This is a genomic window from Mycolicibacterium arenosum (assembly GCF_024320865.1).
Classification (GTDB): domain Bacteria; phylum Actinomycetota; class Actinomycetes; order Mycobacteriales; family Mycobacteriaceae; genus Mycobacterium; species Mycobacterium arenosum.
The window spans coordinates 524449-536934 of sequence record NZ_JANDBD010000002.1 but is presented as its reverse complement, the minus strand read 5'-3'; the positions used below and the strand labels follow the sequence as shown (position 1 = coordinate 536934).

The following is a 12486-nucleotide window of genomic DNA, read 5'->3' as shown; positions in this document are numbered from 1 at the left end:
TCAGCCGCGCTGGGCCAGGAACGCCACGTCGACGATCTCCCCCGTGCGGACCTGCTCGGCCTCGCTCGGAATGATCACCAGGCAGTTCGCCTCGGCCAACGTCGCCAGCAGGTGCGACGACGCACCCGGCGCTCCGCCGAGGGCCTGCACCAGATACTCGCCGGTGTCCTGGTCGCGCATCAGCTGCCCGCGCAGGTAGCCCTTGCGACCGGCGACCGACTCCACGGGCGACAACGTCCGAGCCTGCACGACACGCCGCAGCGGTTGCCGCTTACCCAGTGACATCCGGATCAGCGGCCGCACCATCACCTCGAACACCACCAGCGCGCTGACCGGATTCGCCGGCAACAGGAACGTCGGCACGCCCTCGCGGCCCAACTGGCCGAACCCCTGCACCGACCCGGGGTGCATCGCGATGCGCGCGACCTCCATGTCGCCGAGCTCCGACAGCGTCGTCCGCACGCTCTCCGCCGCGGCGCCGCCGACCGCACCGGCGATCACGATCACCTCGGCGCGATTCACCTGGCCCTCGACGACGTCGCGCAGGGCCTTCGGGTCGGTGTCCACGATCCCGACCCGGTTCACCTCGGCGCCCGCATCGCGCGCCGCCGCCGCCAGCGCATACGAGTTCACGTCGTACACCTGACCGTTGCCCGGCGTCCGGGAGATGTCGACGAGCTCACCACCGACGGACAGGATCGTCACCCGCGGGCGCGGATGCACCAGAACGCGTTCGCGTCCGACCGCCGCGAGCAAGCCCACCTGCGCCGCGCCGATGATCGTGCCCGCGCGCACCGCCACGTCACCCGGCTGGACGTCGTCACCCGTGCGGCGCACGTACGCGCCGGAGCGCACACTGCGCAACACCCGCACGCGCGAGTCGCCGCCGTCGGTCCACCGCAGCGGAAGCACCGCGTCGGCGAGCGTCGGCATCGGCGCGCCGGTCTGTACGCGCGCGGCCTGCCGCGGCTGCAGCCGGCTCGGCGTCCTGGCGCCCGCCTCGATGAGCCCCATCACGGGCAGGCTGATCTCCCGGATGTCGGTGACGCCGCCCTCGCCGTCGCCGTCGGTATCGCCGATCGGCTCGGCACCGAGCACGTCGACGCTGCGGACGGCGTACCCGTCGATGGCCGCCTGATCGAATCCGGGGAGCGGCCGTTCGGTGACGACCTCCTCGGCGCACATCAGGCCCTGCGCCTCGGCGATCGCCACTTTCACGGGCCTGGGCGCCACCGCGGCAGCGGCCACCCGAGCCTGCTGCTCCTCAACCGAACGCACAGTGCGCCTTTCTGAAGTACGCGGACCGGCAGCTCAGCGCGATGTCAGCTCTGCGCCAGCCCCAGTCGCTCGACCAGCCAGCGCCTCAGCTCCGGTCCGTAATCGTCTCGTTCCAAGGCAAAGTCAACCGCAGCCTTGAGGTAGCCGCCGGGATTTCCCAGGTCGTGTCGAGAACCGCGGTGCACGACCACGTGGACCGGATGGCCCTCCTCGATCAGCAGCGCGATCGCGTCGGTCAGCTGAATCTCGCCGCCGACGCCGCGCTGCACCCGACGCAGCGCGTCGAAGATCGCCCGGTCCAGCACGTACCGGCCGGCCGCCGCGAAGTGCGATGGCGCGTCCTCGGGCTTGGGCTTCTCGACCATGCCGAGGACCTTCAACACGTTCGGGTTCGCCGCATCCGGAACGACCTCGACGTCGAACACGCCGTAGGCGCTGATCTCGTCGCCGGGCACCTCCACGGCGCACAGCACGGACCCGCCGCGCTTGGCGCGCACCTTGGCCATGGTCTCCAGCACGCCGATCGGCAGCACCAGATCGTCGGGCAGCAGCACCGCGATGGCGTCCTCGTCGTCCAGCAGCACCGACTCCACGCAGCTGACGGCGTGGCCGAGCCCGAGCGGCTCGTTCTGCACGACCGATTCGACCTTCATCAGGTTCGGCGCTCGACGCACCTTCTCCAGCATGGACGTCTTGCCGCGCGCCTCGAGCGTGCCCTCCAGCACCAGGTCCTCGACGAAGTGCGCGACGACGCCGTCCTTGCCCTCGGAGGTGATGATCACCAGGCGTTCGCCGCCGGCGGCGGCGGCCTCCTCGGCCACCAGCTCGATACCCGGAGTGTCGACGACGGGAAGCAACTCCTTGGGCACCGTCTTGGTGGCGGGCAGGAACCGCGTGCCCAGGCCCGCGGCCGGAACGACCGCGGTACGGGGAATGGGTACCAGGGCCTGTGTCGTCATCGTCAACACCATAACGTCACCCGCCGAACAAGACGGCTTGAGGCTCGGATCCGGTGTCGGGTGACATGGTTGACGACGTGGATCGGACGACGCCGGACAAAGGGGCCTTGCGCACAGCGGTCCTCGCAGCCCGCCGCCTACTGTCTCCGCAGCAACGCCGCGCCGAGTCACTGGCGCTGCGCGAGCACCTGTCGGCCATCGCGACACCCGGTACGACGGCGTGCGCCTACGTGCCCGTCGGCACCGAGCCGGGATCCCCCGAGATGCTGGATGCGCTGGTCAGCGCGGGCGTCCGCGTGCTGCTGCCGGTCGCGCGCGAACTCGACGGCGTCCCGCAGCCGCTGTCCTGGGGGGAGTACCGCTCCCCCGCCGACCTCGTCGCCGCGCCGTTCGGACTGCGGGAGCCCGCGCAGCCGTGGCTGCCGCCCGCCGCCATCAGCGGCGCAGCGCTCGTCGTGGTGCCCGCCCTCGCCGTCGACCGGACGGGCGCACGGCTGGGCCGAGGCGCCGGATACTACGACCGAACACTCGCCCTCGCCGCACCCGACGCGCGGTTGGTCGCCGTCGTGCGCGACGACGAGATCGTCGACCTGCTGCCCGCCGAGGACCACGACGTGGCGATGACCCACGCACTGACGCCCGGCCGCGGGCTCGTCACGCTCGGCGCCTGACCTGCTCGGATGCCACGATCGAAGTAGCAGGCGGTGCAGGGAATGACCCGCATCACCTAGCGGTTCTAGCACTTGAGCCGGTAGAGTGCTAACAAGTTTGCCCCAAACGGAGGATCTCGTGCCTACCTATTCCTACGCCTGCACCGAATGCGACAACCGCTTCGACCAGGTACAGGCGTTCACGGACGACGCGCTGACGACGTGCCCTAAGTGCAACGGAAAGCTGCGCAAACTCTTCGGCAAGGTCGGCGTCGTGTTCAAGGGCAGCGGCTTCTACCGCACCGACAGCCGCGACTCGTCGAAGAGCTCGAGCAGCAGTTCGTCGGCCAGCTCCGATTCGTCGAGCTCCAGTTCCTCGGACAGCTCATCGAGCACGTCGTCGGACAAGTCGTCGTCGAGTTCCTCGAGTGCCGGATCCAGCTCGTCGGGCAGCTCGGGATCCTCATCGACGTCCTCGTCATCGACCCCCGCCGCCGCCTCCAGCTAGCGGTATCCACAGCGCAATCCCTCCACAGGCGCGCCGGAGAGCCACTGCTCCTTAGCGTGCGCGCATGAGGGAATCGCTCAACCCGTCGCCACTGAGCCGGCTTTGGCACGGCCTGCGGCCGGACTGGTCGCGCACCGTCGCCGCCCGACGGGTCGCCGCCGCGGGACTGGTCCTGCTCGCGGCCGTCACGGCGCTGAAGCCGGACCCGTCGGCTACGGAGGACCGCGTGGTTGTCGCCGCGCGTGACCTCGAGCCGGGTACCGAGCTGACAGTCGACGACGTCTCGGTCGAATCACGTTCGGCGACAACCACTCCCGACGGTGCACTCACCGACGTCGGGGACCTTCTCGGCAAGACGCTCGCCGGCCCGGCCCGCCGCGGCGAGGCGCTCACCGATGTGCGACTGCTCGGGCCGCGACTCGCCGAGGCGGCCGCAGGGCCCGACGCCCGCGTCGTACCGCTGCATCTCGCCGACCCCGCCCTGCTGGACATCGTTCGCGCGGGCGACGTGGTGGACGTGCTGGCCGTCGACTCAGAACCGATCGACGACGTCACGGCACCGCGAGTGGTCGCGCGCGGCGCCGTCGTCGTGCTCGCATCGGGTGCAGCCGACGGCCCCGGCGGGGACGGCGTCGTGCTGGTGGCGCTGCCCGTTCAGGCCGCGATCGACGCGGCGGGCGCCTCGCTTTCGCAGGCGATCACGCTGACGTTCCACTGAGCGACGTTCCCGCGCCGCACTCGCCGAACCTAGGGAATCGGCGCGGGCACCGGGGTCGTCGTGGGTGCGCCCGACGACGACCCGTGCTCGATCGCGTCCAACACCATGTCGGCCAGTTCCTCGTTCGTCGACCCCGGAACCGGTGACGGCGCAGGTGCGGGTTCGGCCGCAGCGACGGGCGCCAACACCGCCGCCAGCACAACCGCACCGATCCCGACACACCTGCGCGCGCGCCTCGTCACGTTGGTCGCTCCGCTCCTGCCCACTGTCACCGCTCCCAGATCGCTATCAGGCCAACGCAATACCAGGGAAAACTAGCACCGCGGAAGGCCGCCCGCAGCGGTCAACCGGACTAACGTTTGTCCCCTGACGCGTAAAGAACTCAGGAAGGAATCACTTCATGTTGAAGGGCTTCAAGGAATTTCTCGCCCGCGGCAACATCGTCGATCTGTCGATCGCGGTGGTCATCGGTACCGCGTTCACCGGACTGGTTACCAAGTTCACCGAGAGCATCGTGCAACCGCTCATCGACGGTGTCGGCGCGGGCAAGGACGCCGACTACGGAATCCTGCGCGTTCCGATCTACGGCAACCAGACCATCGACCTGAACGTCCTGCTGTCGGCGGCGATCAACTTCGTCCTCGTCGCCGCCGTCGTCTACTTCCTGGTGGTCGTGCCGTACAACAGGCTGCGCAAGAAGGGTGAGGTCGAACAGGCCCAGGACACCGAGTTGTCGATCCTGACCGAGATCCGCAACCTGCTCGCCGACCAGCAGGGCGTGGCCAAGCAGACCACCGGCCCCGGCACCGGTCCGAGCCCCGACACCGCGAAGTTCACCAGCGCCGATAGGGACTGAGCGCCACCACGGACCAAACAGCCCCCCGGCCGCACTGGCCGGGGGGCTGTTCTGTCAGCGATGAACCTAGGGAGTTCTCAGTTCATGTTCCAGGGCTCGCCGTACGTGGTGACCGAGTCGCCGGTGGAGGCGATCAGTCGTGCGAACGGACGCAGCAGGACGCCACCGGCAGCGCCGGTCACGGTGCCGTGAGCGTTCGACACCGCAACGCCACCGGCAGCGCCGGACACGTCGACGGAGAACGTCGCGACTTCCTGGATACCGGGGCCGTTGCCCAGGTCAGCCGAGATCGACACACCCGGGAAGAGGTTCGGGGTGATGACCGAGTTCAGGCCGAACGGCGGCGCGGTGATGTTGCCGTCGTCGATCAGGATGTTCGGCGTGGTGTAGGAGAAGTTGATGCCAACGCCCAGCGACCAGGGGAAGCCGATCTGGTAGCCCAGCTCCAGCGTGCCCTCGAACTCGTCGGCACCGGGGCCGGCGACGATGTACTTCGCGCGACCCGAGTGGAACCACTCGCGAGTCAGCCGGTTGCGGTCCAAGGGGAACACGCCGTTGAGGAACGTGTCCCACTGCTGCACCGTCAGGGTGCGGTCCTGGCCGTCGACCAGGCTCAGCTCATTGTCCAAACCTGCGTGTGAGGTGCCCGTGCTCGCGAACAGAGCCGCGATGGCCGCGACCAGCGCGACCAGCACCCGACTGATTGCCTTCATGTTCTCCCTTATCTCTAGCTGAGAAGTTTCTCAGTGTTGTTCCGGTGAAAAAGGCGCCGACGAGAATCTCGTCGACGCCTTCTTCGACTGGAGTCCGAAGACTAGTTCATGTTCCAGGGCTCGCCGTACGTGGTGACCGAGTCGCCGGTGGAGGCGATCAGTCGTGCGAACGGACGCAGCAGGACGCCACCGGCAGCGCCGGTCACGGTGCCGTGAGCGTTCGACACCGCAACGCCACCGGCAGCGCCGGACACGTCGACGGAGAACGTCGCGACTTCCTGGATACCGGGGCCGTTGCCCAGGTCAGCCGAGATCGACACACCCGGGAAGAGGTTCGGGGTGATGACCGACTCGAGGCCGAACGGCGGCGCGGTGATGTTGCCGTCGTCGATCAGGATGTTCGGCGTGGTGTAGGAGAAGTTGATGCCAACGCCCAGCGACCAGGGGAAGCCGATCTGGTAGCCCAGCTCCAGCGTGCCCTCGAACTCGTCGGCACCGGGGCCGGCGACGATGTACTTCGCGCGACCCGAGTGGAACCACTCGCGAGTCAGCCGGTTGCGGTCCAAGGGGAACACGCCGTTGAGGAACGTGTCCCACTGCTGCACCGTCAGGGTGCGGTCCTGGCCGTCGACCAGGCTCAGCTCATTGTCCAAACCTGCGTGTGAGGTGCCCGTGCTCGCGAACAGAGCCGCGATGGCCGCGACCAGCGCGACCAGCACCCGACTGATTGCCTTCATGTTCTCCCTAAAGGTGTCGACGACGGACCCTTCGCCCGCCGTAGTGTGCCCGGCTCTACCGCTAAACCTGACACATCGCAAGACCTCGGTGTGAGTGGAATTAGAAACCTCACACGTTCTTCTTACGTTTTGCTCATCGTTGACAGGAGGAACATAACGGCGGGGCATCGACCCGGCAACGCAAGGATTCAGCGGAAGTGAAAGCCCACGCACGGCTTGCGAAGTTTGCTGAGCCTGAATTGGCGGGAAGGCCGCGAGCGGCGGCTGACCAGTGGGCTACGTCACCGGGTGCCCGGTCGGCGTTCGCCAACCTGCGGACATACCTAAAGCACCATTTCCGCGCAGTCGGTGCGAACGACGAATCCGCAGTTCAGGAGTGGTGCGGAGGCACGTTGTCACGCAACCACTGGTCGCGGTCGGAGTCGTCGTACGGCGAACCCTCATCGACCTCGTCACGCGACGCCACAGGCATCGAATCACCGAATATCGGGTTAACTGAGTGATGGGTGGGCTTCGAGGGACGAGTCACCGCGACCTCGCACTGTGACGAAGATCACACTTGCTGAGGGAATCGCGTTTACCAGGAGTTAACGCAATCAGCGCCGAAGCCGACGAGCACAGACACGAACCGGCGGTGTCCCCCAGGACACCGCCGGTCGGTTCGACCCGATTCACGCTCTTATATTTCCAAGCTGGATAGCTGCGCGATGATCTGCGCCGCCAGCGGTCCCAACGTCGCCATGCCGTCGCGGACCGCGCCGCGAGACCCCGCGATGTTGACCACCAACGTGCTGCCGGAGATGCCCGCCAGGCCGCGTGACACGCCCGCGTCGACGATCCCGGCCGACAGCCCCGAGGCGCGCAGTGCCTCCGAGATGCCGAGCAGTTCACGATCGAGGATGGTGCGCGTCGCCTCCGGCGTGACATCGCGCGGCGTGACGCCCGTGCCACCCACCGAGATCACCAGGTCGACACCGCCGATGACGGCGGTGTTGAGCGCGTTGCGGATCTCGATCTCGTCGGACGCGACCACCACCACGCCGTCGACGACGAACCCGGCCTCCCCGAGCAGTTCGGTGACCAGCGGTCCGTTGTGATCCTCTTCGCCGTGCGCCGTTCGATCGTCGACGACGACGACCAGTGCGCGACCTACCAACTCACCCGGCTGTTCCATGAGTGTCACCGTATATCTCGCCTCGGACGTCGGTGCGACCGGTGACGAGGCCACCGTCAAGGACGAACGCCCCGGAGCGATGGTCACTGCGGCGCCTTCCCCAGGGTGACCTGAACCGTCTGCGGCTTGTTCTGCGCGTCGAGATAGGTCAGCGTCACCTGGTCGCCCGGCGCCTTCGACCGGATGGCGGCGACCAGCGCGTTACCGCTGCCGATGACCCGATCGTCGACCTTGGTCACCACGGCACCGGCGGGCAGCCCCGCGGCCTGCGCGGCACCTCCGTCGGTGACGTCCATGATCTTGGCGCCGTCGACGGTCCTGTCGCTGACGACCTGCACGCCGAGCGACGCGTGAGACGCGGTGCCGTTCTGAATGAGCTCGTCGGCGATGCGCTTGGCCTGGTCGACGGGTATGGCGAAGCCGAGTCCGATCGATCCGCTCTGCGATTCGGTCGGGTCGCCGCCGAGCGTCGCGATGGCCGAGTTCACCCCGACGAGGTCGCCGTTCATGTCGACCAGTGCGCCACCCGAGTTGCCGGGGTTGATCGCGGCGTCGGTCTGGATGGCGTCGAGCACGGTGTTCTGGTTCTGCGCGTCACCACCGGCGGCGACAGGACGGTTGAGCGCGCTGACGATGCCCGTCGTCACCGTGCCCTCGAGGCCCAGCGGCGAACCGATGGCGACGACGTCCTGGCCGACGCGCAGATTCCCCGACGACCCGAGCGTGATGGGCGTCAGGCCGCTCGCGTTCTCGGCCTTGACCACGGCGATATCGCTGCTGGGGTCGGTCCCGATCACCTCGTAGGAGGTGGTGGTGCCGTCGGCGAACGTCACCTTGGTCTGCGCCCCGGCGCCGGGGTCCTTGGCGCCCGCGACCACGTGGTTGTTGGTCAGGATGAGCCCGTCGGCCGACAGGACGATGCCGGAGCCCTCCTCGGACTGACGTCCCATCTCCGTCTCCAGCTTCACCACGCTGGGCACGACCTTCGCGGCCACCTGCTCGACGGATCCCGCCGGAAGGCTGGCCGCGGGCTGGCTGGGGTTCGCGCCGAGGATGCTCGTCGACCCTCCGGTGTGGTCCGGGTGGACCAGCGTCGCGACTCCGCCGCCGATGCCGGCGGACACCAGTGCGACTGTGAGCGCACCGACGGTCAAAAGCCCTGCGCGCGAACGCTTCCGGGGCGCACCCGGCGCAACGGGCATGGCACGGGTCGGATCGGTGCGGTACGGGTCCTGACGGAACTGCGGCGGCTGCGTCGCGTAGCGCCAGTCGTACTGCTGTTGCGGCGTCACAGGACGCGGCTGGCCCTGGTAGTGCGGCGTGGCGCCCGTGTTGTGCACTCCGGAACGCTCGTAGGAGCTGGGGCCGTGGTGCGGCGGGTACGGCTGGTTCGTCATCGGGGTTCGGCGCTCTTCTTTCCGTGAGTTCGTGCGCAGTCGGTTGCAACTACAACGAAACGTGTACCCAGACTGTGCCCTTCACGGCTGAGAATCCACTTAGAGAATCTTCGGGACATGTGCAGACTTTCCGCAGGTTCCGGTGTCAATTCTCGGGGTTCCGCCCCGCGTCGTCCAATGCATCGCCCTCGCGTGTCGCGGCGGTCACAGCGACGGGTCGGCCGGGCAGCACGACGTGAATCGAGGTCCCGGGCGGGGTTCCCCCCGGCACTGTGTCGTCAATGCGAAGCGTCCCACCGTGTTTCACGACGACCTGCTTCGTGATCGCGAGGCCGAGACCGGAGCCCGGCATCGCCCGCGCCGTCGTCGAGCGGTAGAACCGTTCGAAGACCAGCGCGCGCTCCTCGGGCGGAATGCCGGGGCCCAGATCGGACACCACGAGCTCGGCGTGCACCGGATCGACCTGTCGCAGCCGCACGGCGACGTGTCCGCCCGGCGGGCTCCACTTGGCGGCGTTGTCCAGAAGGTTGAGCACGGCGCGGGACAGCCCTGCGCCGTCGCCGTAGACCTGCCAGCCCGTGCTGTCGACGGTGAACTGGATGTCGTTGCGGCGCCGCCGAACCCGTTCGAGGCTGCGGTCGATCACGTCGGCCATGTCGACGGGCTCGTGCACCGTCACGCTGGCGTCGTCGCGCGTCAGATCCATGAGGTCACCGATCAGCGTCGAGAGTTCCTCGATCTGAGCGATCACGTCGGCGCGCAGCCCCTCCATCTCCTCCTCGGGAAGGCCGGGTGCGCCGGGCTGCACGGACATCAGCAGTTCCACGTTGGTGCGCAACGACGTCAGGGGGGTCCGCAGTTCGTGGCCGGCGTCGGACACCAGGCGCGCCTGCCGGTCCCGCGACTCCGCCAGCGCCCGCAACATCAGGTTGAACGCCTGGGTGAGACGGGCGAGTTCGTCGCTGCCGTGTACCGGGATCGGCCGCAAATCGTCTGTGCGCGCAACCCGTTCGGCCGCTTCGGTGAGTCTGGCCACCGGCCGCAATCCGGTGCGGGCGACCGTGCCGCCCGCGATGGCCGCCACCGCCATCCCGAGACCCCCGACGATCAGCAGGATGGTGCCGAGCCGGTTGAGTACCTTGCTGGTGGGCACCATCGTCTTGGAGATGAGCAGCGAACTGCCGTTCGACAGGTTCACGGCCAACACGCGCTGGTAGTTCGCAGTCCGCAGGGAGAACGTCGCCTTGCCCTGGATCACGTCCTTCTCCGGCTGGCCCAGCGGCAGCGTCTGCCCCTCCTGGTTGGCCGTGTAGATGGAGCGGCCGGGGATCACCAGCATCGCGTTGACGTCGGAGTACGCCGTTCCCTCGATGGCCTTGCCGGGGTCGGCCGCCAGCGACCCGCTCTCGATCAACAGCCGCGCCCTGGTCTGCAGTTGATTGTCGATGTCCTGGTAGAGCGCCCGCGACACCACGACGTAGACCGCCAGCGACATCAGTACGACGACCATCGCGACCATCGACATGGCGAGCAGCATCACGCGCCAGCGCAGCGACACCGAACTGGCGTCGTGCAGCGTCCGCTGCCTGACGTCGGTGGTGCGCTGCTCACGCGCCTTCCACCAGAACGGCGACCGCATCGTGGCCATCAGGTTCGGCGGTTCTTCGCGCAAGCGCTCATCACGGCGGCGTCTCGCGCAACACGTAACCCACCCCGCGAACGGTGTGGATCAGGCGCGGCTCACCCTCGGCTTCCGTCTTGCGACGCAGGTATCCGACGTACACCTCGAGCGCGTTGCCCGACGTCGGGAAGTCGAATCCCCACACCTCCTCCAGGATGCGACTGCGCGTCAGCACCCGGCGAGGGTTGGCGATCAGCATCTCCAGCAGCGAGAACTCGGTGCGAGTCAGGCTGATCCGGCGCTCGCCCCTGGTCACCTCGCGCGTCACCGGGTCGAGGCTCAGGTCGGCGAACGTCAGCGCTGCGGCGTCGGCCGTGTCGTCGTCGGGAGTGCGGCGGCGCAGCAGCGCCCGCATCCTCGCGAGCAGTTCCTCCAACGCGAACGGCTTCGGCAGGTAGTCGTCGGCGCCGGCATCGAGGCCCGCCACCCGCTCCGACACCGAGTCGCGCGCCGTCAACACCAGGATCGGCAGGTCATCGCCGGTACTGCGGAGATGCCGGCACACCTGCAACCCGTCCATCCGGGGCATCATGACGTCGAGAACGACGGCATCGGGTCGATCGCTGGTGATGCGCTCGAGAGCCTCCTGCCCGTCCTGGGCGAGTTCGACGGAGTATCCGTTGAACGAGAGGGAGCGGCGCAGGGATTCGCGGACCGCGCGGTCGTCGTCTACGACAAGAATGCGCACAGCCACAGTTTCAACCCGCTGTCTGAGAGTGGCCTGAGAGGCGCGCCCTATTCAGGGCGTGAAAAACGCCGGTCAGCGCTTGTCGAGGTCGATCAGTCCGAGGCGGGCGGCCTTGAGCAGCCGACGCGGCACCTTGTGCTGCTGACCTGCGACGGTCACGCCGACGAGTTCGGCCTTGGTGGCCTTCCACTGCGCGCGCCGACTACGGGTGTTCGAGCGCGACATCCGACGCTTGGGCACAGCCATGATCAGTCTCTCCTCTTGAGGGTGCTGCCGCGCGAATACTCCAGCGTCGGCGAGTGTCCATCAGGATAGCCGGTGACCTGCGTCGGCTCCAAAACGCAGATCCTCAGTAGTCCCGCACCACGCACAGCACGACGCCGTCGGTGGTCCAGATCGCGTCGTAGACCGGCGGTGTGCAGTCCTGCGGCGTGGCGGCGTGCTGGACGACGCGCATGTCGTGGGCGCCGGCGGTGCACGGCACCGGGATGGTGTTCTTGAGCTGGTCGGGGTCGATCGAGACGTCGGTGGTGATGTTGATGCACATGCCGACCGGGAACTCGTCGGCGGTGCCGTGGTAGCCGTAGTGGCCGGGGTCGACGGGGTCGTCGGCGAGCGCCGGCCCGGCGACCGCCGTGCTCACGACGCCGAAGGCCGCCCAGACGGCGATCCCGACCGACGCCCTCAGGGCTAGCCCCAACTCGGGCCGCGGTCGTTGACCACGCACAGCACCACCAGGTCGCGCGTCGTGTAGATGAAGTCGGTGTTCCCCGGGTCGCACTGAGTGAAGTTGGCCCCGTGCTGGGCCACCCGGTAGTCGCGATTCGGGTCGGTGCACGAGACCGCGCTGACGTACAGGATGTCCTCGGTGTCGAAGTTCCTGTGGTCGTTCTGGTAGTCGATGCAGGCGCCGACGGGGAACTCAGCGGCCATTCCCGACGAGTCGGCCGATGCGGGCGCCGCGCCGCCGAACGCGAGGACGGTCGCAGCGGCGGTGAGGCCGAGCGCGGTGGCACAGGCGCGGGTGTTCATCAACGTCCCTCGGGTCGGAGGGCCTCGAAGGTCCTCGTTGTGTGCACGATAACCGCAGAAGCGCGTCCACGGGACGAAACGTCGGGTCAACGCCG

Annotated in this window: 16 protein-coding genes; 4 read left to right on the top strand and 12 right to left on the bottom strand. The window is 68.2% G+C overall.

Annotation, left to right across the window (positions count from 1 at the left end):
* Complete coding sequence (gene glp / locus NM203_RS06285; RefSeq protein WP_255058858.1) at positions 1-1278, bottom strand: molybdotransferase-like divisome protein Glp; 1278 nt, start codon at positions 1276-1278, stop codon at positions 1-3.
* Positions 1279-1322: 44 nt separating this feature from the next.
* A complete protein-coding gene (locus tag NM203_RS06280; RefSeq protein ID WP_255058857.1) occupies positions 1323-2237 on the bottom strand; it encodes a UTP--glucose-1-phosphate uridylyltransferase in 915 nt (304 codons plus the stop codon).
* A 77-nt stretch (positions 2238-2314) separates the two neighbouring features.
* On the opposite strand from NM203_RS06280, the gene NM203_RS06275 reads away from it, so the two are divergent.
* The 3 genes from NM203_RS06275 to NM203_RS06265 all read left to right on the top strand — a co-directional run bounded on the left by NM203_RS06275 (position 2315) and on the right by NM203_RS06265 (position 4113).
* Positions 2315-2908 (top strand): 5-formyltetrahydrofolate cyclo-ligase, encoded by a 594-nt coding sequence (locus NM203_RS06275; protein ID WP_408633301.1) that lies wholly within the window; start codon positions 2315-2317, stop codon positions 2906-2908.
* 118 nt (positions 2909-3026) lie between these two features.
* Positions 3027-3395: an FmdB family zinc ribbon protein gene (locus tag NM203_RS06270; protein ID WP_255058855.1), complete on the top strand. Its 369-nt coding sequence runs from the start codon at positions 3027-3029 to the stop codon at positions 3393-3395.
* Between the two features lie 64 nt (positions 3396-3459).
* Complete coding sequence (locus NM203_RS06265; protein ID WP_255058853.1) at positions 3460-4113, top strand: SAF domain-containing protein; 654 nt, start codon at positions 3460-3462, stop codon at positions 4111-4113.
* A 29-nt stretch (positions 4114-4142) separates the two neighbouring features.
* On the opposite strand, the gene NM203_RS06260 is transcribed toward NM203_RS06265, so the two are convergent.
* Positions 4143-4355 (bottom strand): hypothetical protein, encoded by a 213-nt coding sequence (locus tag NM203_RS06260; RefSeq protein WP_255058852.1) that lies wholly within the window; start codon positions 4353-4355, stop codon positions 4143-4145.
* A 158-nt stretch (positions 4356-4513) separates the two neighbouring features.
* Between NM203_RS06260 and mscL the strand changes: the two genes are divergently transcribed.
* On the top strand, positions 4514-4969 hold the full coding sequence (gene mscL, locus NM203_RS06255; RefSeq protein ID WP_255058851.1) for a large-conductance mechanosensitive channel protein MscL: 456 nt from the start codon (positions 4514-4516) through the stop codon (positions 4967-4969).
* 77 nt (positions 4970-5046) lie between these two features.
* On the opposite strand, the gene NM203_RS06250 is transcribed toward mscL, so the two are convergent.
* From NM203_RS06250 to NM203_RS06210, 9 genes are all read right to left on the bottom strand, one after another.
* A complete protein-coding gene (locus NM203_RS06250; protein ID WP_255058850.1) occupies positions 5047-5682 on the bottom strand; it encodes a porin MspA in 636 nt (211 codons plus the stop codon).
* Between the two features lie 101 nt (positions 5683-5783).
* A complete protein-coding gene (locus NM203_RS06245) occupies positions 5784-6419 on the bottom strand; it encodes a porin MspA (RefSeq protein ID WP_255058849.1) in 636 nt (211 codons plus the stop codon).
* Between the two features lie 679 nt (positions 6420-7098).
* Positions 7099-7593: a MogA/MoaB family molybdenum cofactor biosynthesis protein gene (locus tag NM203_RS06240; RefSeq protein WP_255058848.1), complete on the bottom strand. Its 495-nt coding sequence runs from the start codon at positions 7591-7593 to the stop codon at positions 7099-7101.
* A gap of 83 nt (positions 7594-7676) precedes the next feature.
* The gene (locus tag NM203_RS06235; protein WP_255058847.1) at positions 7677-8990 is read right to left on the bottom strand and encodes a S1C family serine protease; all 1314 of its coding nucleotides are present in this window, start codon (positions 8988-8990) and stop codon (positions 7677-7679) included.
* 145 nt (positions 8991-9135) lie between these two features.
* Positions 9136-10638 (bottom strand): sensor histidine kinase, encoded by a 1503-nt coding sequence (locus tag NM203_RS06230; RefSeq protein WP_408633309.1) that lies wholly within the window; start codon positions 10636-10638, stop codon positions 9136-9138.
* 31 nt (positions 10639-10669) lie between these two features.
* Positions 10670-11359 (bottom strand): response regulator transcription factor, encoded by a 690-nt coding sequence (locus tag NM203_RS06225; protein ID WP_255058843.1) that lies wholly within the window; start codon positions 11357-11359, stop codon positions 10670-10672.
* A gap of 72 nt (positions 11360-11431) precedes the next feature.
* A complete protein-coding gene (gene rpmF / locus NM203_RS06220; RefSeq protein WP_255058842.1) occupies positions 11432-11605 on the bottom strand; it encodes a 50S ribosomal protein L32 in 174 nt (57 codons plus the stop codon).
* Between the two features lie 103 nt (positions 11606-11708).
* Positions 11709-12059: a hypothetical protein gene (locus NM203_RS06215; protein ID WP_255058841.1), complete on the bottom strand. Its 351-nt coding sequence runs from the start codon at positions 12057-12059 to the stop codon at positions 11709-11711.
* On the bottom strand, positions 12050-12391 hold the full coding sequence (locus tag NM203_RS06210) for a hypothetical protein (RefSeq protein WP_255058840.1): 342 nt from the start codon (positions 12389-12391) through the stop codon (positions 12050-12052). Before NM203_RS06210 ends, NM203_RS06215 begins: the two co-directional genes overlap by 10 nt.
* Between the last annotated feature and the right edge of the window lie 95 nt (positions 12392-12486).